The sequence below is a fragment of the Paenibacillus sp. PL91 genome (genome assembly GCF_012935325.2).
In the GTDB taxonomy this organism is placed as follows: Bacteria; Bacillota; Bacilli; order Paenibacillales; family Paenibacillaceae; genus Pristimantibacillus.
The window spans coordinates 337,430-362,020 of sequence record NZ_JABBYG020000008.1; the positions used below are offsets into that span (position 1 = coordinate 337,430).

The window sequence follows — 24,591 nt, forward strand, 5'->3', positions numbered from 1 at the left end:
TTTGTGGAGGAGGGGTCGCTGTCATGCAAACGAAGCTATCGTCTGAAACGGTAAAGCAAACGGCTGATCGTGTTTATCGCTATATGCTGCAGGATCATTCCGGCAGCTGGGGCATGGATCTCAACCATTGGGACTGGGTGCCGGGAGTCGGCGTCATCGCGATGTTATCCTATTATGAGCTTACGGGTGAAGCAGAAGCGCTGCCGGAGCTAATACGCTGGTCGCAAAATAATTTACACCTTGCCGAGCAGGTGAAGGTTATTAATGCAATGGCGCCTTATACGGTTTTTCCGGCGCTTTATGAGCATACCCATTACCCTGTTTATTTGGAGACAGCAAAGCGAATCGGACAATGGATGCTGACGGAAGCACCCCGTACAAGGGAAGGCGCTTTCGAGCATACCGTTACGGAAAACGTGAAATTCCCGGAGCAGGTTTGGGCGGATACGATATTTATGGCGGTTATGTTTTTGGCTAGGCTCTCAAGGCTCACGGGAGATGCAGCCTATGCGAAGGAAGCCGTTCGCCAGCTGGAACTGCACTTAAGCCTGCTTCAGGATAAGGAAACGGGAGTGCTGTTTCATGGCTGGAACTCGGAGGCTCGCAATCATCTTTCGGCCGCACGTTGGACTAGAGCCAACGGATGGATAGCGGTGGCAGTGCCGATGATACTGGAAGAGCTGGAGGACTTGGCTGCTGTCCCGAAGGAAACGCTCGAGCGCTATCAATTGCTTATGCGCAGCCTCATTCGTTTCCAGCAATCAGATGGCCTTTGGGCTACGGTGCTGGATCGGCCCGACTTTTACACGGAAACATCTGGCAGTGCCGGCATTGCCTGCGGAATTGTGAAAGCGGTGCGTCAAGGCTTGCTTGAAGCTTCTTGCTTGAATGCGGCATACCTTGCGGCAGACGCCATTATCCTTAAGGTAGCGCCGAGCGGAGAGGTGACGGGCGCATCTGGCGGCACGCCGATCATGCCTACAATCGAGGCTTACAACGACATCCCTTGTTATCCGACGCTCTACGGCCAAGGGCTCGTGCTCATGCTGCTGTCGGAGCTGTCGGATATTTCGAGCTAATAGAAAAGGACCGCTTGCATCGCCGTTTTGCGAGCAAGCGGTCCTTGTTGAATCAAGTTAGTTGCCGCCTATCAGCATCGATTTGAGCGGCACCATCGACTCTTCAGGCACATAATATTTGAATTTATTGTCGCTGATTTGTCCAAGCAGCTGGCGGCGAATCGGACCGGCATCCTTCAAGAGACTCTCGTCTGCTTGGTGGTAATCGATCGGGCGCATCCAGATGGGACTGTAGCCGAGAAACAGCTGTCTTCTTGTGAATTCCGATTGATTGATCGAGCCGGCATGCCATAGATTTTGCGCGAAAATAAATACATCACCCGGCTTGCCGCATACCTGTATCTCTCCATCCAGCTGCTGGCGCACATCCTTATGATTCGGATTGTACGGTTTCTTGTGGCTGCCCGGTATGACCTTGGTATTGCCGCGGTTCGGCTGCGACATGTCGCTCAAAATATAGCAGACTTTAATATAATAAGTAGCCGTCAAGCCTGCAATAACCGGAAACTGCGGATGAGGACCGTCCTGATGCCAGTCGATAAAGCTGTGGGATGCGGTTTTTATTTCGTTTGGATTAGGCTTTCTTACCGTTAGATGGGAAATATGCAGCTGAATATTGTGGCCGAGCAAATTAACGATCAAGGGAAGGATGTCCGCGTGGTCGATCAAGGAGGCAATCTCCGCATGCCGGGCGACGCTATTATAAATATTATGGGCAAGCGTATCCTGCTCCTCTGCGAGGACCTCGTCGATAGCCGCATTCAAGCGGGCTACCTTTTCCTGTGACAATATATCCGGCAAAACCAAGTAGCCCTGTTCATTAAAACGGTTCATCAATTCCGGAATATTCAGCGTTGCGGTACTCATTAGCCTCTCCTCCTACTTGTAATTAATTTAATTATATATGACAATTGAACACTGTATAATGTATGGAACAGCCAAGTCCCTTGTATATAATTTCAGCAGAGGAGCGATGAAGTTGGACCACAATCGGTTTCGTGAGCCCGAGCTCATTTACCATGTGTTCGTGAAGGATGCCGCACATTTTCAGAAGACGGAGGATACGTACGATCACTGGGCATTGTTCATTGTTGAAGAGGGCAGCTTCGATTATAAAATGGGAAATGTGAGCGAGAGGGCCGTAAAGGGAGAAATGGTGCTTTGTCCGCCGGATATGACCTTTTACCGGAAAACAAACGGCTTGTCCTTTCATCTTATCGGATTCCGGTGGCGGGATGCCTTAGATGGTCATGCAGAGAAGGAGAATGGCGCTCTGCCCCCTATTGGCAAGCTTATTATGCTGAATAATAAAAGAATGAATTCTACTCTTTCTCTATTTCGCGAAGCTAGCTATGTAAAGGCAAGTCTTGTGCAGGATTACAAGAACCATTTGCTGAAGGACTTGTTGTATGTGTACCAGATTGAAAGCAATAATCGCAAAATCAATCTTTTGTATAGCGAGAATCCGCTTCTGCAGCGCGCGGTAAAAATGCTTCAGCAGCAAGCGGAAGCGGGTGTCTCCTTAAAATCGATTGCGATCGAGCTCGGCATTAGCCAAGTGCAGTTGACTAGGCTGTTTAAGCAAGAGTTTCAAATGACGCCGAGCGTGTACGCCGCTAATCTCAGAATGGATAAGGTAAAGATTCTCCTAGTCAATTCGTCCTTAACGCTGGCACAGATCGCGGAGCAGTGCGGGTTCACGGATGAGCATCATTTGAGCAAAAGCTTCAAGCGGATGTTCAGCGTCAACCCTTCCGCATATCGGAAAACCTATACGATATAACGATGGCTACCCGATCCAAATAAGGATAAGCCAATCGTTATAAATTCCTCTTGACGGCTTTCAATGTAAGCGCTTATAATGCAAGTAATCGATTACGTAAACGTTTACTTGAAAGGAGGAGCTTCGAGAATGAGCATTAAGGAAGTAGCTAAAAGAGCAAATGTATCTACCGCCACCGTATCCCATGTGATCAACGGAACCCGTTACGTAGCTAATGAGACGAAGACGAGAGTGCTTGAAGTTATGAAAGAGCTGAAGTATCATCCGAACAGCGTAGCAAGGAGCTTGCGCAGCAAGCAGTCTAAGATTATCGGCCTTATGGTGCCGATTCTGCCGAATGATACGTCTAGCTTTTTCTTTATGTCGATTGCCCAAGGAATAGAAAGCGTTCTCATGGAAAAGGGCTACAGCTTGTTTCTAAGCAATTCCAAGGATGATATCGCAACCGAGCAGGAGCAGGTCCGAGTGTTTAATTCCCAATTAATAGATGGAATGATTATGGCGCCGACCTACGAGGATCACACGTATCTTGATTCGCTGATGACGGATGCCTATCCGGTTGTATTTATTGACAGGAAGCCGAAGGATGCGCAGGGAGATTGCGTGCTGACCGAAGGCGCCAATGGCTCATATGAAGCAGTCGCGCATTTGATAAGCAAAGGGCATACCCGAATTGGCTTCATTACGGGCTCTCTCGGATTAACGACGAGCGATGAACGGTTGGAGGGCTATAAGAATGCGCTTATTGATAACGGCATACCGGTGGACGAAGAAATGATTCAAGTTGCGGATACCAGCTACTCAAGCTTTGACAGCGGATACCGCTTGACGGAAGCATTGATTTCCAGACATCGGATTACCGCTTTGTTCGTAGCAAATAACGTTATGACGATGGGATCGCTTCATTATTTGCAACAAAATGATATCGATGTTCCGAATGACATTGCCATCATCGGATTTGATGATTATGAATGGGCTAGAATTACGAAGCCAGCGCTGTCGATGGTCAAGCAGCCGGCATTTGAATTAGGCGAAACAGCGGCGAGAATTTTGCTTGAGCGCATTGAGCAGCCAGACGGCGAATATAAGGAAGTAAGGCTGCCGACGGAATTGATTATTAGAGGTTCTTCTTAAGCTTAGAGGAACCTTTCATTTTAAAGTAAAAAGAACGAGTATTACGTAATCGTTTACGTAAACGATTACGTAAAGCGGTGAAAGGTGGAATCAACATTGAAAACGGCGAGCTCGGACGTCGCGTTGCCGGCAAAGGCAAGGGCGGGATCAAGGTCAATAAGCCAAGTATGGGTGAAGATGAAGCAAAACTATGAGCTGTATTTATTTATTTTGCCGGTTGTGCTTGTATATGCCATTTTCAAGTATTACCCCATGTATGGCGTACAGATCGCATTTAAAAACTTTAGGGCAAGCAAAGGGATTTGGGGAAGCGATTGGGTCGGCTTGGATCATTTCATACGGTTTTTCGAGGCGTATAATTTTTGGCCGATAATGGAAAACACGATTTTGCTTAGCCTGTATTCCTTAATCTTCAGCTTTCCGCTCCCGATAGTCGTAGCGCTGATGCTTAATCAGATGCTCGCCAAGCGGTATAAGAAATTCGTTCAAACGGTTATTTACGCGCCGCATTTTATTTCTACGGTCGTTCTGGTCGGGATGCTGAACGTGTTTCTATCCCCGAATAGCGGCATCGTAAATCATGTCATCGCTTTTTTTGGCGGCGATCCCGTATTGTTTATGGCGAATGAGGAATGGTTTCGTCCGCTCTACATCCTATCGGGGATGTGGCAAGAAACGGGCTTTGCGACGATTATCTATTTGGCTGCTTTGGCTGGCGTCAACCCCGAGCTTCACGAAGCAGCGGTAATGGACGGCGCAAGCAAGTGGAAGCGGGTTAAGCATGTCGACATTCCGAGCATCCTGCCGACGATCATCATTTTAATGGTGCTTGCAGTTGGCAATATCATGAGCGTCGGCTTCGAGAAAGCCTATCTCATGCAAAGCGACCTCAATTACGGAGCGTCCAATATCATTCCAACCTATGTGTATGAGCAGGGAATTCAGAAGGCGCAATACAGCTTCTCTGCCGCGATTGGATTGTTTAATGCCATCATAAACGTGGTGCTGCTGGTAACGGTTAACCGCGTAGCCAAAAAACTGACGGAAACAAGCTTGTGGTAGGGGGCGAGGGTTCATGAATGCGCTGTTAAAAAGAAAAACAAAGGCCGATATGTGGTTTGATGTCATCAATTATACGGTTCTGACAATCGGAATGCTGCTTATTCTATATCCGTTATACTTTGTCCTGATCGCGTCCTTCAGCGATCCGAATCAAATATATTCGGGTGAGATTTGGTTATTTCCGAAAGGGCTTACTTTAGATGGTTATGAGCGGATATTTCATGATTCCACGATATGGATCGGCTATGGCAACTCGCTTTTGTATGCGATTGTTGGGACGGCCATTAGCGTTACGCTAACTTTAATGGCTGCTTATCCGCTCGCACGCAAGGATTTTGTCGGCAGAGGCTTGTTTATGTGGTTCTTCATGTTCACGATGTTTTTCAGCGGCGGGTTGATCCCCACATATCTTCTGATCAAGGATTTGAACATGATCAATACGATATGGGCTTTGGTTTTGCCGGGGGCTGCCGGGGTGTTCAATATTATAATCGTGCGAACTTTTTTCCAAAGCACGATTCCGGATGAAATGCGCGAGGCTGCCTTTATCGACGGCTGCAGCAACACGAAGTTTTTTGTCAGCATGGTGCTCCCCCTCTCCAAGCCCATTATTGCGGTAATGGTGCTGTATCATGTAGTCGGATTTTGGAACGGTTTTTTTGACGCCATGATTTATTTGAATGAGGAGACGAAATTCCCGCTGCAGCTGGTGCTGCGAAACATCCTTGTGCAAAATCAGGTTAATTCCAGCATGATGATCGACGTTGAGTCCTATGCCGCAAAGCTTCGCGTAACGGAGCTGATTAAATACGGCGTCATTATTATAGCCAGCCTTCCGCTGCTCGTTTTGTATCCGTTCCTGCAGCGTTATTTTGTTAAGGGTGTCATGATCGGCTCGATTAAAGGGTAATCGGGCAAGTTCCTTGGTTATCGCCGGGCTCTGCAGCACCGCGGATCAGACTCGGATGATGATAGATAAATATATTTTTTAAGGGAGGATCACCAAAATGAAAAAGGCAGGGTCTATTACAGTAAGCCTTTTGCTTGCCGCAAGCTTAATGCTCTCCGCTTGCTCGGACAACCAATCGAATCAAGGATCGGATAACGGCAAAGCAGGCGGCAACGGCAACAAGGTGCCAGAAGAAAGCTTTAATAAAGAGGGGCTTCCGATCGTGAAAGACAAGATCAATCTTACGATCGTATCTCCGAAGGCGCAGCTCGCTCCCGAATATAACGAGATGGAAATTTTCAAACGGCTGGAAAAGGATACGAACGTTCATATTGAATGGAATAATATTCCCGATACCGATTATGCGGAAAAGAAAAACCTGCTTCTGGCGAGCGGCGATCTGCCTGATGCCTTCTACAGCTCGCAATTTTCCGACTATGAATTGATCACCTATGGCGAGGATGGGACGATCATTCCGCTGGAGGAGTTAATAGACCAATATGCGCCCAATCTGAAGAAGCTATTAGAGGAGCGACCGGATATTAAAGCAGCGATTACCGCTCCGAACGGTCATATCTATGGCCTTCCTACATGGGAGGAGAATGAGCTGGGCACAAATCCGTTCTTCCATGTCATCAATACGGAATGGCTGGATAAGCTGGGCCTTAAATTCCCGGATACGCTAGATGAATATACGGATGCGCTGCTTGCTTTTAAGACAAAAGATCCTAACGGAAATGGAAAGGCGGATGAGATTCCGCTCAGCTTTATGCATATGCAGTGGTGCATGGATATTGCCGGCCTGTTCGGCGCATTCGGCTTGCCTGACAACCTGGAGCATCGCATTGTACGGGATGGCAAGGTTATCTTCACCGCTACTCAGCCGGAATATAAAGAGGCTTTGAAATATTTTAACGAAAAATGGTATAAGCAGGGTTTGATCGATCCGGAATCCTTTACGCAGGACGCGCCGCAATATTTGGCAAAGGGCAAAACGTCTGATGCGACGCTTGGCTCCTACGTTTGGTGGGAAATCGAGGAGGTTGTCGGTTCAGACCGGGCGAAAAATTATGCCCTCGTTCCGCCTCTTACAGGACCGACCGGCAAAAAAAGCATAGGCAGAGGCAACGGGGGCGGCCCGGGAAGAAATGCTTTTGTCATTACGAGCGAGAACGATAATCCTGAAGTGACCATGCGCTGGATCGATCAACAGTATGAGCCTTATATGGCCGCTCAAATTCATTGGGGCCCGATTGGCGTCATCTATGAGAAGGACGCGAGCGGAAAGCTCATTAACCTGCCGCTTGCGGATGGCGTATCGATGGGAGAATTCCGCCAGAAGGTTGCGCCAAACGGGGCGGGCGTCATTACGAAGGATCACTTCAAGACGATTGTAGATATGGAGCCTCGCGCGCAGCAGCGCAAGAAGGATTTGGAGAACGTATACGATCCGTTCATGGAGAAGGAAAATTATCCTACGATTTTCTTCCTGCCGGAGGAGCTGGATACAATTAACCAAATCGAACCGGAATTGATTAAATACGTGAATACGCAAAGAGCTAAATTCATCGTTGAAGGCGTGAATGACACGGATTGGGACAGCTATGTGAAAACAGTGGAGGACATGGGCTTGAATAAGCTAATGGCGTTGTATCAGACTGCGCTTGACCGTTATAAAGAGGCACAACAAGGGTAAAAGGCGAACGCTTAAGTCATCCATGATGGCTAGGGCTTACGATTGTCTCGCGACCGGGCATGACGGAACCTTCTGCGGAAAGTTCCGTCGGCTCTATAGATTAGCATTGATAGATAAGAGGAGAGAGAAAGCTATGACAATTAATTACGATCATCCTTTGCGACCGCAATACCATTTTACCCCTGAAGCGAATTGGCTGAATGATCCGAACGGAATGGTCTATTACGAGGGCGAGTATCATTTGTTCTACCAGCACCATCCGGCAAGCACGATATGGGGACCGATGCACTGGGGCCATGCCGTGAGCCGGGATCTTGTCCATTGGGAGCATTTGCCTATCGCCTTGTATCCGGATCATAACGGCACGATATTTTCCGGAAGCGCTGTAGTGGATTGGGAGGATACAAGCGGTTTTTTTGATGGCAAAGCAGGGCTCGTCGCAATCTACACCCAGACATTGGACATTCCGGATACCGACTTATCCAAGCAGCGGCAAAGCATCGCCTATAGCAAGGATAATGGCCGGACATGGACTGCCTATGCGGGCAATCCTGTATTATCGGACGAGAGATTTGTTGATTTCCGGGACCCTAAGGTGCTCTGGCACGCTGCCTCGGCGCGATGGATTATGGTGCTAGCGGCAGGAGACCGGCTCTGCCTCTATTATTCGACGGATTTGAAGGAATGGACATTTGCGAGCGAATTTGGCGAGAAGGAAGGATCGCATGACGGGGTATGGGAGTGCCCTGACTTATTTCTATTGCCGGTCGAAGGGCAGCCTGGAAGCGAAAAATGGGTATTAATTGTAAGCATCGGCGATGATGAGGGGCAGCCCGAAGGGTCGCGAACCCAGTATTTTATAGGCGATTTCGACGGCGTTACATTCACAAATAATAATGGACCTGAGAGCGTGCTATGGCTCGATCATGGCCGGGATAACTATGCGGGCGTGACGTGGTCAGATGCCCAAGGGCAGGGCGGAGCAAGGTTATTAATAGGATGGATGAACAATTGGAAGTATGCCAATATCATACCGACGGGTGAATGGCGGGGCGCCATGACCCTTCCGCGAAAGCTGTCCCTTCGGATGCAGGAGGATGGAATCCGCCTTGTGCAGGAGGTGCCAAGGGAGCTTAGCGTTATGCGAGCGGATCGCCATGAGTTGCGGGACGAGCAAATAAAGCCGGGAAGCAACCTGCTTCATAGCTATAAGGGCGAGCTCTTAGAAATAGAAGCAGAATTCGAGTTGGATTCCGCATTGGAATTCGGCTTTAAGCTTAGAATGGGAAGCGGAAACGAGACCATAGTCGGCTATAACGCAGTTGACGGCGAATTGTTTATCGATCGAACCCGTTCGGGAGCTGTCGATTTCCACCCGCAGTTCGGATGCAGGCACAGCGCGCCGCTAGACGGCGAGAATGGACGGATTAAGCTCCAAATATGGGTAGATCGCTCGTCCATCGAACTATTCGCTAATGATGGCGCTCTTGTGATGACGGATCAGATCTTTCCGTTAAAAGGAGCCGAAGGGATTGAACTTTATGCGGAGGGCGGCACTGTATGGCTTCGTTCCTTGCAGCTTTATCCATTAAAATCGGTGTATGCTGCTGCTAACATAACGGAGAAGGCTACGCCATAATGAGCTCAGAGCTGCAGGGGGGAAAATGACGATGGACGACAATAAGCGGTTGAATGCCGGGCGTTCAGGCTTAATTGCCTATTGGCCGCTGGACGAAGGCAAGGGTAGCTTGGCGGTGGACGTTGTAAGCGGGAATGCCGATCCTATTTCTTATGCACTTCTTCATGCCCCGTTTACGGAAGCGCGTGATCCGCAGTGGCGCAAAGGCATGCGCGGTAACGCGATGCTGTTTGATGGTTATTCGACGTGGATTACAAGGCAGGCTGATGCTGTAGAAGCGCCGTACGATGCAATCTCGATCTCAGCTTGGGTTGCGCCCCGTTCCTATGAGTCGGGCGTGGAGCAGAGGCTCTCAGCCATAGTGAACCAGCATGATAGAGAAGCGAAGGAAGGGTACATTCTTGGGATGTATAGACATGGCTCATGGTCGATGCAGCTAGGGTTAGCCGGAATATGGGTTGAGCTATGGTGCCATGACAAGCCCCTTCCAAAGCATGAGTGGTCCCATATTGCTGCTACGTTCGACAGGGCCGAAGCTATAATGAGGCTCTACTTAAACGGGGAGCAAGTGGCAGAGCTTCAAACTGCTGCGCATGCTGCGATTACACCTTGCAAGTGCGACCTGCTGGTCGGGAAGAACAACCAAGCTGCGGTGCTTGCCGAAGCTTTCCGGCATAATATGTTCGACGGCTTGATTGACGAGTTAAAAATTTATGATCGTGCGTTGACGGAGCACGAGATTAAATCCGCGTACGAGGGCGACCTAGATGCCCATGCCGGCGAGATTCCTTCTATTGCTGAAGCAGACATTCGGCTGGACCGGACTCCGCTTTTGAAGGATCGGCATCGCCCGCAGTATCACGCTAGCCCTCCCGTTCATTGGATGAACGAGCCTCATGCTCCCATTTACTTTAACGGGAAGTACCATTTGTTCTACCAGCATAATCCGCAGGGGCCTTACTGGGCGCAAATCCATTGGGGGCACTGGGTAAGCGAGGACATGGTGCATTGGCGCGACCTTCCGATCGCGCTCTCGCCAGAGAGAGAGGCCGTTGATCCGGACGGGGTATGGTCTGGAAGCGCGGCTTATGACGAGAATGGCATTCCTGCCCTATTCTTTACGGCTGGCGATGATAGCGCTGCGCCAAACCAAAGAGTCGGCTTAGCCAAAAGCACGTTTCTGCAGGACGGAGAATCGGATCTTATCCGCTGGGTGAAGCATCCGGAGCCGCTCATTGTTCAAGAGCGCGGTCAAGGGATGTTCGGCGACTTCCGGGATCCATTCGTTTGGCGGCAAGGGGAGTTATGGTATCTGCTGATCGGCTCCGGGACGGATGGGCAGGGCGGAACAGCTCTTGCCTATACGTCAAGCAATATGCTGGAATGGGAGTATAAGGGTCCGTTCTACATCGCTGACTCTGCTGTTTATCCGTATCTGGGCAACATGTGGGAGCTCCCTGTATTGCTTCCGCTGGGCAAGGAGAAATATGTCTTTCTAATTAGCCCGCTCGGCCCTGGTGCTGATGTGGAGGTGTTTTATTGGATCGGGACTTTCGATTCCGAAGCGTGCCGTTTCATCCCGGATCAGGATGAGCCGCAGCTTATCGACGTAGGCGATTTTCATTTTACGGGGCCAAGCGGCATGGTGGATCCTAAGACGGGCCGAAATATTATTTTTACTATCGCGCAAGGAGAACGAACGCCACAGCTTGATTACGATTCCGGCTGGGCCCATAATGCGGGTCTGCCAATCAGCATAAGTCTGCGGGAAGATGGTCGCCTCGGGATTGAACCGATTGAGGAGCTTCAGGCTCTTCGAGGAGCCCATCTTATCTCCCTGACAGAAAGCACGCTTGTGGAAGCAAATCAGCTGCTCCAAAAAATTCAAGGCGACATGCTTGAAATTCGAGTCGAGTTTGCGGAGGGCAGCGCAGAGCGAGCGGGGCTCAAGGTCAGACAATCCCCCGGCGGAGAGGAAGAGACGCTCCTTTATTATGACTGGAGGCTTGCTGAGCTAGGTGTGGATCGCACGAGAACGACATTAGCACTGGATGAACGCTCGGATCACGTGCAGAGCGGCAGGCTGGAGCTAAAAGGTGAAAGCTTGAGCTTGATCGTTTATTTGGATCGTTCCATGCTGGAGGCCTATGCGAATGGATTAAAAAGCTTGACGACAAGAATGTATCCGAGCCGCCCGGACTCCCTTGGCCTACAGTTATGGGGCGACGATGACGCTCGGATCAAATCATTGAACATATGGGAAATGTCGTCCATTTACGGATAAGGAGCAATTAAAGATGCGTATTGGTGCAATCGAAGCGGGCGGAACAAAATTTGTCTGCGGAATTGGCAATGAACATGGCGAGCTAGAGGATCGCGTAAGTTTTCCGACGGAGCAGCCGGAACAAACGCTTGCGAACGTCATTTCTTATTTTGAAGGAAAGGGCGTAGAAGCGATTGGCATCGGAACCTTTGGTCCGATTGACCTTAATCCTTCCAGTGAATCGTATGGCTGCGTTACCACGACGCCAAAGCCGGGTTGGTCAGGCTTTCCATTTCTTCGCACGATTAAGGAAGCGTTCGATATTCCTCTTGGATGGGATACGGATGTTAATGCAGCTGCATATGGCGAAGCCAAATGGGGAGCCGCGAAAGGCTTGGATAGCTGCGTTTACTATACGATTGGCACCGGCATCGGTGTGGGCATTTATGCTGAATCGAAGCTGGTTCATGGTCTTGTGCACCCAGAAGGGGGGCATATCAAAACGAGGCGACATGCCGATGACCACTATGAGGGCAACTGTCCTTATCATGGCGATTGCCTGGAGGGGATGGCGGCAGGCCCTGCTATTGAACGGCGCTGGGGCATAAAAGCAAGCGAGCTTCCTACCGATCATCGTGCATGGGAGTACGAAGCGTATTACATCGCTCAGGCGTTGACGACGGCAATTCTGATGTTATCTCCCAAAAAGATTATTTTGGGCGGGGGCGTTATGCACCAAAACCAGCTATTCCCGCTCATTCGAGCCGAGGTACAGCAAAGCCTCAATGGCTATGTTTCTTCAGAGGCGCTGCGATCGGGCATCCATGAATACATCGTTCCTCCGGGCTTAGGCAGCAATGCCGGCTTATGCGGCGCGCTTGCGCTGGGATTAGCAGCTATGGGACAGTAAATGTCGCATTGCTGCAGCACTTTCCAACTGGTTCGATTGCAAGTCGCAAACAGCGTTTCTGCAGCGAATGGGCTGCTGGGGCGCTGTTTTTGTTTTGCAGCTGCGCACAGCAGCTTCGTCAGCTCTATTCTTGGATGAAGAAGCTGAGCGCCTCATCTTCAGCTTCTGCCATATCTATTCGATCTAGCGCATCTTAATAATCTAGAAGGCGTCCATTATCATGCCATTGACCGTACATTTTATTTTCTTTCGTGTTGGTTATAAATTTGTCTAATCTATTCATAAATAATTGTGGCTGATTTTTATTGCTTTGTATCGTGTCGATCCGAATTCTTTTATAAAGAGCTGGAAATGCCAAAAAATTCTCATATGCTTGCCTTTCCTCTTTTAGCCTGTGCTCGATAAGGCTATCTATTTTAAAAGAATCGTGGTCCATATCAGGAAGTACCCTTCTTCCTTCATCACTCATTAACCCCAACTTTTCGAGGCGGCGGACACGTTCTTTATTCAATTCAGTCCAAGAACTTCTTTTGCTTCTAGGAGACAGTCTCTGCGCCGTTTGTGTTTCAGATATTTTCTTTTTGACTCCATCGATCCATCCAAAACATAAAGATTCCTCGACCGCGTCCAAATATAGCAACGTATCTGGGTTTGGCGTCATACTAACTACGACCCAACAAGACTTTTCAGTCTTACAATTCTCCTGTAGCCAAACCCTCAAATCTTCTCTCGATATGACTGTAATTAGATTTTCAATTTCCATAGATAAAGCTCATTCTCCTTTCATGAAAAGCAGTAAAAAGGTCGATTTCTCTGTTCTCAGAAATATCGACCCTTTCTTGCGGCGTCAGAGATTAAATGGATTGCACAGGTTGCTGATACCAAAATAGCGAATAGTCGTTCATGGCGGATGCGTGGCCCAGCTGACGCAACATTGTAGAAACATTGCCCCTGTGATAGGTCCCGTGATTGACAATTTGCAGCACAATTTCCGATAGGCGTGTTTGGCGTATTCCGGCGAACGGATTGTCAAGCAGAATGGTTTGCTCCAAATCGGCTTGGCTTCGGAACCATTCTCTGTATTGTTCCGATAACTGGACAAAGACATTGGCGTATTCATCCACAGAATACAGGATGTTCTCATTTAGCGGTATGCATGCTTGCAGCGCCTCTCGCATACCAGTGCCTGTTAAAACCATATACCACATCTTATCAACCGCATAGATATGACTAAGGGCATGGGCGATGGTGGGAAACGAGCTGTTCACTTCTTGACTCAGCACAGAGGGGGGAAGTTCCTTGATTCTCCCCATGATCGTTTGATTGGCCCATGTGTGATATTCAAACATTTCTACCGGATGTTTCGACATTTGTATAATCTCCTTTTGACTTGTCTTGAATTTGATTTTGTTTCTGTTGTTATAATAATAAAAGAAGTATGACAGCTGTCTGTCATACTTTTTCATAAGGCTGGAGTGTTTTTTATAGTTTTCTTTTTGGACCCCTCGCAGTGCAATAGGCTACTTAATTTCTGTAAGAGCAATTACGAGCTTACAGCCATTTTTCTCCCCCAATCACGCCATAAGCAAATTTTTAGCTTAATGATTATATTAATCCTACCCGCATCTGATCATGAATGTACGAATTACACGGAAAAGTGAACAAACATCAAGGTTTTTTGTAATGAAAGCGCATTCTTTCAGGCGTTACTATTAGGAGGTAAATATTTCTTAACACTCGATGAGCTTGATTTTTACACTGCCAGAAATATTTGCCGCCCACATTATCCCATCTATGAAAGGGGAACAAATGCTGTATGAGTAACCGAAGGAAACGGAGCATGTCATTGGCATTGGCAGTATTTATGGTTGTTTACACGATTCTATCAGGCTTGCCGATCCAGCAAGCGAAGGCCTCGCCTACAACGGAGCCGCAGACATGGAGGTTTGATTTTGGTTCCGCTCCTGCGCCAGCGGGAAGCTCTGGAGGACCCGTAGCGGACGGCTTTATCGGCATAACCGGCACGACCCTGTATACGGCTGAGCAAGGCTACGGATTGGATATGAATCTAGCCTCTCGTTATCGCGCAGCAGAGTCGCCGGACAATATGCTTAACGATTTTGTGTTGGGAGGAACCGGCGCGACCTTCCAGTTTAAGGCCGATGTTCCAAATGGCCATTACAAGGTGACATTATATTCGGGCGATCTTCTTCAAACGACTTCCACCTACAAAACGAAGGTAACGATTGAGAATGAAGTTAAAGAGCAAATAAACTCCCGAAGAGCAGTTGAGAGCAAGACGTATCAAGCGACCGTTACCGATGGACAAATGAATATCCAGCTGACAGGCGATGGGACGTTCAGCGTTTTGAACGGTGCTATCATCGAGCAGCAGCTTCCATCGGCACCTACGGGTCTCGTACTTAACAGCGTGAGCGCCAGCGGCGTTTCCCTTCAATGGACAACGGTGACGGATGCCGTCTATTATCATGTATACCGTGCAACTAACGGCGGTGAGCCAGGCAATCCAATAGCCGAGCAAGTGAGCGGCAATAGCTTCACGGATACGAGTGTGAGTGCCGGGAACAGCTATGTCTATTACGTTGCGGCAGGCAATGCGTTCGGCCAGCAGTCTGCGCTAAGCGAGGCAAGCGGAACTGCTTTGATCACAGCGCCGCAGGCGCCAGCTGTGCCGACAGGACTAGCTGTAACCGAAGTGCATGCTGACTCTGCACTGCTGACTTGGGAAGCTGCCGCAGGAGCAACAGCTTATAAGCTGTATCGTTCAGATACAGAAGCAGGAACTTATTCAGAAATCGGCGAAGTGGCGGCATTGTCTTTTTCCGATCCAACCGCAACCACATCCGCAGTGCATTTTTACAAAATAAAAGCGGTAAACGAGCAAGGTTTATCCGATTTTTCAAATGCTGCGATCAGCTCGGTTTATGTGCCCCCTGTAACGTTGCCGGAGGGTGATGTGAAACGGTTTGATTTTGGTAAAGGAGCGCTCGCCGAAGGCTATGTGTCCGTTGCATCGCCCATTGCTTATACTGCGGATCGGAAATACGGCTTTGCCGACCCGGCTAAGGTTAGCTTCGTAGACCGCGGAACGGCGGATGCGCTGCGTTCAGACTTCAGCATCGTGCAAGACACAGCCTTTATCGTGGATCTTCCAAACGGGGATTACACCGTGTCTCTCATAGCTGGGGATTTGAATGACGTAACCGATATTTCCATCAAAGCCGAAAGCATCGAAAAGGTGAAGCGTCTAGACGCGAATGCGGTTAGGCCAGCGGGCCAATTTCTTGAAATGAGCTTCGACATCGCGCTAGTGGACGGACAGCTGAACTTCGAGTTCACGGGCACCGCTCCCAAAATAAACGCGCTCGTCATCACGAAGAAAGCAGCGCGTACCGCAGGAGAACTGCCTACCGTGTATATCGCGGGCGATTCTACGGTACAAACCTATGATTCCTATTGGCTCCCTGAAGCGGGCTGGGGCCAAATGATTCCAAGCTTCTTCTCTGATAATGTTATTTTCAAAAATCATGCGATCGGCGGTCGAAGCACCAAAAACTTTATATCCGAGGGCCGCTTGGACGAGGTGCTGCGAGCGATTAAACCGGGCGATTACTTCCTCGTGCAATTTGGACATAATGACGCGACCATCAGTGTGCCGGACCGTTATGCGTCCCCGGCCGATTACAAAAACTATTTGAAAACGTACATTAACGGCGCAAGGCAGCGCGGAGCGACGCCGATTCTCGTCACCCCGATGGGCAGGCGCAGCTTCAATGCGGAGACAGGCAAATTTAACGTAAGCTTCCCCGAGTACGTGCAAGCGATGAAGGAGGTCGCGCAGGAGCTGGACGTTGATCTCGTAGATTTGAGCACGCTGAGCATTGCCTATTACGATTCGATCGGACCGGCAGCTACCTTATCCGTGTTCCTGCATACGCCAGCCGGCGTTTACGGTGCGTTCCCGAACGGCTCTGCCGACGATACGCATTTTCAGGAATATGGCGCGATTCAGCTTGCACGCCTGCTCTCCGGTGCGATCAATCAGCTGGATTTGCCGCTGGCGCAGGAGGTTAAGGAAATTGTGCTGCCAGATGACGTGCCTGCTAAGCCAACCGGATTGCTGGCAGGCAGCATCAGCAACGCCGGTGCATTGCTCAAATGGGACAAAACGGCTACGGCGGATATTTACAAAATCTATCGCAAGCTCTCAACCGAAACGGACAGCGCGTATGCGATGATAGGCACATCTACCATTCCAACGCTGAATATGGGCGGTCTGGTAGAAGGCAGCAGCTATTATGTATACGTAACTGCGGTGAATGGCAAAGGAGAATCGCTCCCTTCCGAGTCCGTATTCATCAAAACGAAGGCAGCAGAGTATAAGTATGATTTTGGAACGATCGGTGGCGTCGTAGAGCCAGGCTACACCGAAGTGACCCGCAATACGATTTATACGGCTGAGCGTGGATATGGCATTACAGACAGTGCGGGCATGATCGACCGCGATCGCGGTACGGGTACGGATGCGCTAAGACGCGACTTCGTAGCTTATTTTGGCAAAAGCTATGCATTCAAAGTTGATTTGCCAAATGGCTATTACTCGGTCAAAACCTATACAGGAGACTGGATCGGTTCGACTAAAACCAATATAAACATCGAAGGCAAAGACTATGGCACAGTCTCATCAGGCAAGGAAAATATTGCTGAGCGAGTGTTCAACATGATCGCAGTCAAGGATGGACAGCTGAATATGATTTTAAGCGGCACGACGGCTCACTTGAACGGGGTTGAAATTACGCCATTGCTGCTGGCTCCTACTCAGCTTGAGCTAACCGATCTTGACCTCAGCAGCGATCCGATTAAGGCAGAGCTTGCATGGACAGGAGTTGCGGATGCGGTAAAATATAACGTTTATCGCAAGGCGACAGTAGCCAGCAGTATAGAACTGTTGGGAGAGACGGCATTGGCCACGTTTACGGATACGAGCGCCGATGTAGGGCTTGAATATGTGTACACGGTAACTGCAGTAGACAATACGGGCTTCGAATCGGTGGTCTCTAATGCGATTTCCGTATCGATGATTGATCCGAATGTGGCAAAAGCAGCAATCCCAACGGGGCTGGCGCTCGCTTCGATTCACAAAAACGAAATCAGCTTCACATGGGACGCTTCGAAGGCAAGAATGTACAATATTTATCGTGCCGAGGAAGCGAACGGGACTTATGCGCTGATCCGAAAATCGTCCACTACAGCTTATACGGACAACACCGTGCTGACGACGATTCCTTATTTCTACAAAGTAGCCTCGGTGAACGAGGGCGGCATTTCTGAGCTGTCGAATGCGCTTGAGACAGAGGCAATTACAACACTGGTGCGGGCGATGGAATATTTGGACCGTTCACCTGTCGCGATTAAGACAGAGAATGGCAATTACATTGGCTGGCGCATGCTTGGCCTCGATCCGGATGGAATCGGGTTTAACGTCTATCGTGACGGCGTTAAGCTGAATGAGGCATTGATGACAACGAGCACGAACTATGTGGACGCGGCAGGCACGGATGCTTCCGTATACCATATTGCTTCGGTTGTAGAAAATATCGAGCAGAAGGCAACGGGCAGCTTTGGCGTCTGGCAGCAGCAGTACAAATCGGTTCCGCTGCAAAAGCCTGCCGACGACTATACGAAGGACGGGCAGCCTTACTCCTATTCAGCGGGTGACGCGAGCGTTGGCGATCTGGATGGCGATGGAACCTACGAGATCGTAATGCTGTGGTCGCCATCGAACAGCAAGGATAATTCACAAGCCGGTTATACGGGCATTGTGTATATGGATGCCTACAAGCTGGACGGAACTCGTTTGTGGCGCATCAATCTAGGGCCGAATATTCGTGCCGGAGCGCATTATACGCAGTTCATGGTGTACGACATGGACGGCGATGGCCGCGCCGAGGTTACGTTCAAGACGGCAGACGGCACCATCGACGGAACGGGCAAAGCGATTGGCGATCCGAGCAAGGATCACAGGAACAGCACCGGGTATGTTTTGCTAGGAAACGAATATTTAACGGTGTTTGAAGGCGCGACGGGCAAGGCGCTTGCCACGACGGAGTATGATCCGCCCCGCGGTGATGTCGCTGCATGGGGAGATGCGTACGGCAACCGAGTGGACCGCTTCCTGGCGGCGGTCGCTTATTTGGACGGCGAGCAGCCGAGCATGATTTTCAGCAGAGGCTATTACACGCGTACCGTGCTTGCAGCCTATGATTATCGAAACGGGCAGTTGACGAAGCGATGGGTGTTCGACTCCAACGATGAAGGCTACGGCGCCTTCGTCGGTCAAGGAAATCATAATCTATCGATAGGAGATTCGGACGGCGACGGCAAGGACGAGATCCATTTTGGATCGATGGGGATTGACGATGACGGCAAACCGCTCTACTATACCGGACTTGGTCATGGCGACGCGATGCATTTTGGCGACTTGGACCCAGAGCGTCCGGGGCTTGAAATATTCGCTGTACAGGAGCATACCGATGCTCCGTATGGGATGGATCTGAAGGATGCGAAAACCGGCGAAGTCATTTGGGGCATTCATACGGGCGTTGATACCGGTCGGGGGCTGTCTGCAGATCTTGATCCAAGGTATCCGGGAGAGGAGATGTGGAGCGCCAATATCGTGAGCGCCGAGCATATTCCGGTTACGGGTCTATACAGCGCTAAGGGTGAAAAAATGACGACGAGCATTCCTACCTCGACAAACTTTGGCGTTTGGTGGGACGGCGATCTGCTGCGCGAGCTGCAGGATTACAATCGCATTGATAAGTGGGATTACGCCAATACGGCTACTATTAATCTATTAACGGCAACGGGCTCGGCTAGCAATAACTCAACGAAAGCCAACTCAAGCCTGCAGGCCGACCTGTTCGGAGATTGGCGAGAGGAGGTCATGTGGCGCGCTGAAGATAGCAGCGAATTCCGAATCTACTCAACTGTGGATCAAACGGATTATCGCATTCGCACGCTGATGCATGATCCGAATTATCGACTAGGCGTAGCATGGCAAAATGTCAGCTACAATCAGCCGCCGCATCCAAGCTTCTATTTGGGCGATGGCATGGCAGCGCTGGCAGCGCAGAGCATTCACTATGTTCATGCACCCGCTGCCGTTATAACGGTTACAGCAGCAGGGCAAGCAGAATCAGTCGGCGCAGGCAGCACCTTGCAGATGTACGCAGAGGTTCAAATGGGCTCCACGGGATCTCAATCCGTCGTATGGTCGGTTGCAAATGAAGATGGCAGCGTTACGAATTTAGCTGCTATTGGAGCAGACGGCCTGCTGCTTGCAGCAGCGGAAGGCATTGTCAAGGTTATAGCGACAGCAGCAGACGGAGGAACCGGCGTCAAAGGGGAGAAGCTCATTACGATTAAAGCTAATCCGGTCATTACGCCATCGCCATCACCGTCGCCTACTCCAACGCCAATGCCGGATTCGCCAGGAGAAGCAACGCCAACTCCTTTGCCTGCGAGCAATGAAGTTGCGGTTGAAGCTGTGACGGTGAACGGCAAAGCGGTTGCTGCTGTCGACGCCGCGAAGCTGCAAAAAGCAGTAGATGCCTCGTCCAACCATACGGTAATCATCAAGGTGAACGGTAATACTGAAACCAAAGAGGTAGAGGTGAACATTCCCGGAGGAGCGTTAGCAAGCGTAAGCATGAAGGAACAAATCCGTCTAACGATTGATACGGGAGTGGCTAAAGTAACCTTCTCGGGCAAGGCGCTGCTAGGCGCGGCAGGCTCCGCTTCGGAAGCATTAAAGCTTACCGTTGCTGCTTTGCAGCCATCCGATCTTCCCGAAGAAGTACGCAAGCAAGTCTCAGATGCGGTCGTTTATGATTTTAATTTATTTGTAGGCGGGGAAAAAATCAGTGAATTTGCAGGCGGCAAGCAGGCGGTAGAGGTTAGTATTCCTTATGTGCTGAAGCCAGGCGAGAAGCCGGGCAATGTCGTCGTGTACTACATCTCGGACGATGGTCAGCTAGAGGTCATTCGGAATGCCAAGTATGATGCGAAAACGGGGATGGCCACCTTTAAGACGAATCATTTTAGCTATTACTCGAGTATGCATACAGCAGTTCAATTCTCCGATTTAAACCAGGCGGCATGGGCAGCCGATTCGATTGAGGCACTAGCAGCACGCGGTGCCGTAAGCGGCTACGAGGATGGAAGCTTCCGTCCGAATGGTCAGGTTACGCGGGCTGCCTTCGCCAAAATGCTTATGCTTGCTCTACAGCTAGAGGACAGCGAAGGAAGCAGCAGCTTCAGCGATGTTCCGCAAGAAGCATGGTATGCAAGCGCAATCGCTGCGGCAGAAAAGCTCGGCATCGCAAAAGGCAAGTCTGACGGCACCTTTGGCGTTAATGAGCGGATTACGCGGCAGGATATGGCGGTAATGTCGTACCGGGCAGCTGAGCTTGCTAATATGAAGCTGACGGGCGGAAGCGAGACTTTGTTCGCGGATCAGGCAGACATTGCAGATTATGCCGCCAAGGCTGTGCAAGATATGCAGGCAGCGGGTATCCTTAGCGGCATGGCAGGCGACAAATTTGTTCCGAACGGCTACTCAACAAGAGCAGAAGCGGCTAAAGTTATTTATTCGATTTTGAGCAGAGTAGAATAGGGTAAAATCTAAAATCCCCATAGCGAGCGAGCTCCTGCATAGCAGAGAGATCGCCAAGCTATGGGGATATTTTTGTGATTATTCGTTAGCTGCTTATATCTTGAATTCGCCAAGGCGACTTAGATGATTCCCTTTTAAAAAGAAAAGTGTAATAGCCATTTTGGCGAGGCATGTTTAGCTGATGAATCGAGACGGGCAGCTTCAATTCAGTCGTCAAAGCTTCGCCAAGATTGCTGTCATCTGACGAAGATTCCTTGCCTTTAGCCTTTGGCGGAGTCTGCTCCCTAATCGACACCAGCGTTTCCATGAGCTTCATGAAGGAATCAAGCTTCTCCTTAGGCAATTCCTCGCCAAGCAGCAGCAGCATTTCATGGTCCTGATGGTACAGCATTTCAATGAAGCTTCTTGCCAGCACTAGCGGGCTGGAGGTGTCCAAATAAGGCTGTACTTGCCCAGCAGCCTTATGAACCATCATCTGATGAGCGGGGTCCGGGTGGTCTGATTTGTGTGTCGAGCTGCCTTGAAAGTGAATGCAGAAATGGCCGGAGAAGCCATTCTCCGGAATGCCGTCCCCGCCATGCGGCATGCCATTCATTGACGCTGCGATCCAAGCATCGCTGGAGTGAATCAGCACTGCCTTTCTTTTCCAGCTCCATCTGTCATTATAAATTTGCTTCATAACGCGGGTATCTTCCTTTGTTAAGGGCTGTACGTCGGCGTGATCGCTCCCTGCCCGCCGCTGCACCTGAAACGTTAATCCCGTTTCGAGCTCAGTCACCGAAAATATGCTTTTGTTCGGAAGCAGCTGCTGCGACTCCTGCCACGAAATCAATCGACCATAATGCTGCATGCGAAGACCATTAGCTAATCGCACAAGCTTCTCGGAAATTTTTTTCGGCAAAATCGTTCTCACGGCAGCTGACTCATTCCAAAGCTGGCCAGAACGCTCCAAGCGGTAATGCTTCACGCCGCCCGTCTGAAGCAGTGCAATGTCAATATCGGGGAATACCGAGGCATCTGCGGCAGGCATTTGCTTCGCTTCAAGCAATGCGGCATTTATTGCGCGGCTTTCAATTTTGAGATCACTGATAAATGCAGCATGCGGGCTTGATCGAACAGTTATCGTAAGTGTACCTTGCTGAACCTTTTTATCCGACATTTTAGGCTTATGGTTCAAAGCTTGTGCTGATGCGGAATGTGGCTGCAAGTGCAGCATTGCTATGAGAATTAACGTTAAAACGACAGCTTCTTGCCTACCTATTCGTTTCACGCGCTCCCCTCCATCCTAACGTTTACTAATTATTTTCAACTATTCTGCTGTTAATTATGTAGACATGAACGCGTATGTTTCTGATCAAAATGATTCATACTACCTTGGATACTAACCATATGGGGGGGATTAACGGAAATGGGACTTCAATGGATTTTGGTCGTATTAATGATGTTTCAGCAAGGTCATTATCCTGATCCTCTGGTCATCGAGCAAGATGGCCATGCCATCGTAGAGATGAATCGGGCTCAGTTCAGCGATTCACTTCCAGGCGTGCCGCTAATTGATCAGGATAAGCTAAATATATTTATGGATGAATTAGAAAAGCGTGTCCAGAAGCCGCCGATAAACGCGACGCTTGACGGTGCTGGGAGAGTGCTGGCTGAGCATGCGGGAAGCAGGCTTGACCGAAAAATGTTTACGGAGCAATTTTACAGCTTCATATTTGAAGGTGGATTTTCGAAGCTGGAGGTTCCGATGTTGACGGTTTATCCAAGAGTGGATAGCGAGCTTTTATCGGCGATAAAGGTCAAAAGGATTGGACAGTATGCTACATATTACAACGCCAGCAACAAAAATCGATCTCATAATGTAAGTTTAGCGGCAAAAGCAATCAATAATTATGTTGTATTTCCTAATGAAAGCTTTTCATTCAATGAGGTTGTCGGAAAGAGAACGAAGGAGAAGGGGTATTTGCGAGCTCCTGTCATCGTTAGGGGAGAGATGTCGGAGGACGTTGGCGGCGGCATTTGCCAAATATCGTCGACGCTCTTTAATGCAGTGGATCGTGCCGGACTCAAAATTGTTAAACGCTATTCCCACAGCCGCAATGTGAAATATGTGCCCCCCGGCCGCGATGCGACCGTAAGCTGGTACGGTCCAGACTTCGTGTTTCAAAATAAGTACGACCAGCCGATTCTTATTCGCGCCTATGCGAGCAATGGTCAGGTGAGCATCGTCATCTGCTCATCCGACGATATAAATGAGAAGAGAAGACAAGTGCCAAGCGCCTCTAAGAAGCTGCCTGAGGAAGTCAAGTCAGAAATGGACGCCAGCGGCTCGAAGCAGAAAATCGATCAAGAAAATGAAGCGAATCGGTGAAGAAGAGCAAACCAGTTGCGGCTGGTTTGCTTTTTTTGTTGCGGTTATAAATTAACGTAATGAAAGAGATAGGAATCGACCCAAAAGAAGACTATGATTATTTGACACGGGGTCTAGGATTTTAAGGGTACCTACCTTTAAGGGTTGACACCATTGCGCATATTCGTAATGATGGAGATTAGACAGAAGCGGAAGGAGATGGCTGCGATGAAATTGGTTGTGGAACAGTCGGCGGCACACTGGTATAAGACGGAAATGGGATTAACGGATGGGGAGTCGGTTCGTATCTATGTCCGCTTGGGAGGCTGTGGCAGCGTTCACCCAGGTCTTTCGCTTGGCGTCACGAAGGATGAGCCGAGAAGTATAGGTTTAAGCGATGACGTAGATGGCATTACTTATTATATAGAAGAAGATAATTTGTGGTATTTGGAAAATAAGTCGCTTCGAATCTCATTTGACGAGAAGTATGAAGAAATCAAAATGACTGTGGAATAATACCATTCCTCTTCAAAGAAAAGCTGTATCTTAAAACAAAGGGCCATTGTACTTGGTTCTCAGAGACGCTATTTTTTCCGAAAATAATAAGACGAAAACGAGCCTTTAGAAGCATTTCTAAGGCTCGTTTTTTCGTTTCTGGGATCATAAATAACTGCAGCTTCCTCTAATTATTTCTGCTGAGAACAATGAACAGGAAATACGCCATCTAATTTTCCTCTAAGAGGCCAGATTGGACATTTAGCTGGAAAATCTCACTTTAATCGGTGCTCGTTCAGCGAAATTGTACTAAATACAAGAGATTAACGGTAGAAATTCCTGTTGATCTTGATCTCCCTCTAAATTCTCATGAATTAACGGGAGTTTTGGACCTCCGTCAAGAAAGTGGACACAAATTATCCTGCTTTTCTCTTATTGAATTGTGCAGCAAAGCGGACCGGTGACAAATAGCCCAGTGCACTGTGAATTCGCTTGCGATTGTAGAAGAATTCAATGTATCTGTAAATCTCGTT

The 24,591-nt window shown here is 49.2% G+C and carries 17 protein-coding genes; 12 read left to right on the top strand and 5 right to left on the bottom strand.

Going from position 1 to position 24,591, the window contains the following annotated elements:
- Positions 1-23 precede the first annotated feature (23 nt).
- Complete coding sequence (locus HI950_RS20095) at positions 24-1,079, top strand: glycoside hydrolase family 88/105 protein (protein WP_169088081.1); 1,056 nt, start codon at positions 24-26, stop codon at positions 1,077-1,079.
- 57 nt (positions 1,080-1,136) lie between these two features.
- Here HI950_RS20095 and HI950_RS20100 read toward each other — a convergent pair whose 3' ends face one another.
- The gene (locus HI950_RS20100) at positions 1,137-1,946 is read right to left on the bottom strand and encodes a phytanoyl-CoA dioxygenase family protein (protein ID WP_169088083.1); all 810 of its coding nucleotides are present in this window, start codon (positions 1,944-1,946) and stop codon (positions 1,137-1,139) included.
- 106 nt (positions 1,947-2,052) lie between these two features.
- On the opposite strand from HI950_RS20100, the gene HI950_RS20105 reads away from it, so the two are divergent.
- The 8 genes from HI950_RS20105 to HI950_RS20140 all read left to right on the top strand — a co-directional run bounded on the left by HI950_RS20105 (position 2,053) and on the right by HI950_RS20140 (position 12,515).
- Positions 2,053-2,862, top strand: coding sequence for a helix-turn-helix domain-containing protein (locus HI950_RS20105; RefSeq protein ID WP_223285390.1), 810 nt, complete (start codon positions 2,053-2,055; stop codon positions 2,860-2,862).
- Between the two features lie 129 nt (positions 2,863-2,991).
- Complete coding sequence (locus HI950_RS20110) at positions 2,992-3,996, top strand: LacI family DNA-binding transcriptional regulator (RefSeq protein ID WP_169088087.1); 1,005 nt, start codon at positions 2,992-2,994, stop codon at positions 3,994-3,996.
- A 177-nt stretch (positions 3,997-4,173) separates the two neighbouring features.
- Positions 4,174-5,058 carry an ABC transporter permease gene (locus HI950_RS20115; RefSeq protein WP_169088143.1) on the top strand — a complete coding sequence of 295 codons (885 nt, stop codon included), beginning with the start codon at positions 4,174-4,176 and terminating at the stop codon, positions 5,056-5,058.
- Positions 5,059-5,071: 13 nt separating this feature from the next.
- Positions 5,072-5,968, top strand: a complete 897-nt coding sequence (locus tag HI950_RS20120; RefSeq protein WP_169088089.1) for a carbohydrate ABC transporter permease — start codon at positions 5,072-5,074, stop codon at positions 5,966-5,968.
- A 97-nt stretch (positions 5,969-6,065) separates the two neighbouring features.
- Entirely contained in the window at positions 6,066-7,703 is a 1,638-nt protein-coding gene (locus HI950_RS20125) for an ABC transporter substrate-binding protein (RefSeq protein WP_169088091.1), read from the top strand.
- 133 nt (positions 7,704-7,836) lie between these two features.
- The gene (locus HI950_RS20130; RefSeq protein ID WP_169088093.1) at positions 7,837-9,342 is read left to right on the top strand and encodes a glycoside hydrolase family 32 protein; all 1,506 of its coding nucleotides are present in this window, start codon (positions 7,837-7,839) and stop codon (positions 9,340-9,342) included.
- 31 nt (positions 9,343-9,373) lie between these two features.
- Positions 9,374-11,626 (top strand): GH32 C-terminal domain-containing protein, encoded by a 2,253-nt coding sequence (locus HI950_RS20135; protein ID WP_169088095.1) that lies wholly within the window; start codon positions 9,374-9,376, stop codon positions 11,624-11,626.
- A gap of 13 nt (positions 11,627-11,639) precedes the next feature.
- Positions 11,640-12,515 carry an ROK family protein gene (locus HI950_RS20140; RefSeq protein ID WP_169088097.1) on the top strand — a complete coding sequence of 292 codons (876 nt, stop codon included), beginning with the start codon at positions 11,640-11,642 and terminating at the stop codon, positions 12,513-12,515.
- A 193-nt stretch (positions 12,516-12,708) separates the two neighbouring features.
- Here HI950_RS20140 and HI950_RS20145 read toward each other — a convergent pair whose 3' ends face one another.
- Positions 12,709-13,278, bottom strand: coding sequence for a YdeI/OmpD-associated family protein (locus HI950_RS20145; protein WP_169088099.1), 570 nt, complete (start codon positions 13,276-13,278; stop codon positions 12,709-12,711).
- 91 nt (positions 13,279-13,369) lie between these two features.
- The gene (locus tag HI950_RS20150; protein ID WP_169088101.1) at positions 13,370-13,885 is read right to left on the bottom strand and encodes a DinB family protein; all 516 of its coding nucleotides are present in this window, start codon (positions 13,883-13,885) and stop codon (positions 13,370-13,372) included.
- A 446-nt stretch (positions 13,886-14,331) separates the two neighbouring features.
- Here HI950_RS20150 and HI950_RS36780 point away from each other — a divergent pair, with 446 nt between their 5' ends.
- Positions 14,332-21,213, top strand: a complete 6,882-nt coding sequence (locus tag HI950_RS36780) for a rhamnogalacturonan lyase family protein (RefSeq protein WP_169088103.1) — start codon at positions 14,332-14,334, stop codon at positions 21,211-21,213.
- Positions 21,214-21,298: 85 nt separating this feature from the next.
- On the opposite strand, the gene HI950_RS20160 is transcribed toward HI950_RS36780, so the two are convergent.
- Positions 21,299-22,483, bottom strand: a complete 1,185-nt coding sequence (locus tag HI950_RS20160) for a hypothetical protein (RefSeq protein WP_169088105.1) — start codon at positions 22,481-22,483, stop codon at positions 21,299-21,301.
- Positions 22,484-22,621: 138 nt separating this feature from the next.
- On the opposite strand from HI950_RS20160, the gene HI950_RS20165 reads away from it, so the two are divergent.
- Together HI950_RS20165 and HI950_RS20170 are read left to right on the top strand one after the other, a co-directional pair.
- Positions 22,622-23,584 carry a VanW family protein gene (locus tag HI950_RS20165; RefSeq protein WP_169088107.1) on the top strand — a complete coding sequence of 321 codons (963 nt, stop codon included), beginning with the start codon at positions 22,622-22,624 and terminating at the stop codon, positions 23,582-23,584.
- Positions 23,585-23,791: 207 nt separating this feature from the next.
- Positions 23,792-24,079 (top strand): HesB/YadR/YfhF family protein, encoded by a 288-nt coding sequence (locus HI950_RS20170; RefSeq protein WP_169088109.1) that lies wholly within the window; start codon positions 23,792-23,794, stop codon positions 24,077-24,079.
- 395 nt (positions 24,080-24,474) lie between these two features.
- Here the strand turns inward: HI950_RS20170 and HI950_RS37045 are convergent.
- Positions 24,475-24,591 (bottom strand): IS3 family transposase (locus HI950_RS37045; protein WP_411268111.1); only part of this gene is annotated, 117 nt, incomplete at its 5' end.

Coding starts and splice junctions, on each gene's coding strand:
- HI950_RS20125 (WP_169088091.1), top strand. CDS start 6,066: ATGAAAAAGGCAGGGTCTATTACAGTAAGCCTTTTGCTTGCCGCAAGC.
- HI950_RS20095 (WP_169088081.1), top strand. CDS start 24: ATGCAAACGAAGCTATCGTCTGAAACGGTAAAGCAAACGGCTGATCGT.
- HI950_RS20150 (WP_169088101.1), bottom strand. CDS start 13,885: ATGTCGAAACATCCGGTAGAAATGTTTGAATATCACACATGGGCCAAT.
- HI950_RS20120 (WP_169088089.1), top strand. CDS start 5,072: ATGAATGCGCTGTTAAAAAGAAAAACAAAGGCCGATATGTGGTTTGAT.
- HI950_RS20135 (WP_169088095.1), top strand. CDS start 9,374: ATGGACGACAATAAGCGGTTGAATGCCGGGCGTTCAGGCTTAATTGCC.
- HI950_RS20115 (WP_169088143.1), top strand. CDS start 4,174: ATGAAGCAAAACTATGAGCTGTATTTATTTATTTTGCCGGTTGTGCTT.
- HI950_RS20145 (WP_169088099.1), bottom strand. CDS start 13,278: ATGGAAATTGAAAATCTAATTACAGTCATATCGAGAGAAGATTTGAGG.
- HI950_RS20165 (WP_169088107.1), top strand. CDS start 22,622: ATGGGACTTCAATGGATTTTGGTCGTATTAATGATGTTTCAGCAAGGT.
- HI950_RS20140 (WP_169088097.1), top strand. CDS start 11,640: ATGCGTATTGGTGCAATCGAAGCGGGCGGAACAAAATTTGTCTGCGGA.
- HI950_RS20100 (WP_169088083.1), bottom strand. CDS start 1,946: ATGAGTACCGCAACGCTGAATATTCCGGAATTGATGAACCGTTTTAAT.
- HI950_RS20105 (WP_223285390.1), top strand. CDS start 2,053: ATGAAGTTGGACCACAATCGGTTTCGTGAGCCCGAGCTCATTTACCAT.
- HI950_RS20130 (WP_169088093.1), top strand. CDS start 7,837: ATGACAATTAATTACGATCATCCTTTGCGACCGCAATACCATTTTACC.
- HI950_RS36780 (WP_169088103.1), top strand. CDS start 14,332: ATGAGTAACCGAAGGAAACGGAGCATGTCATTGGCATTGGCAGTATTT.
- HI950_RS20170 (WP_169088109.1), top strand. CDS start 23,792: ATGAAATTGGTTGTGGAACAGTCGGCGGCACACTGGTATAAGACGGAA.
- HI950_RS20110 (WP_169088087.1), top strand. CDS start 2,992: ATGAGCATTAAGGAAGTAGCTAAAAGAGCAAATGTATCTACCGCCACC.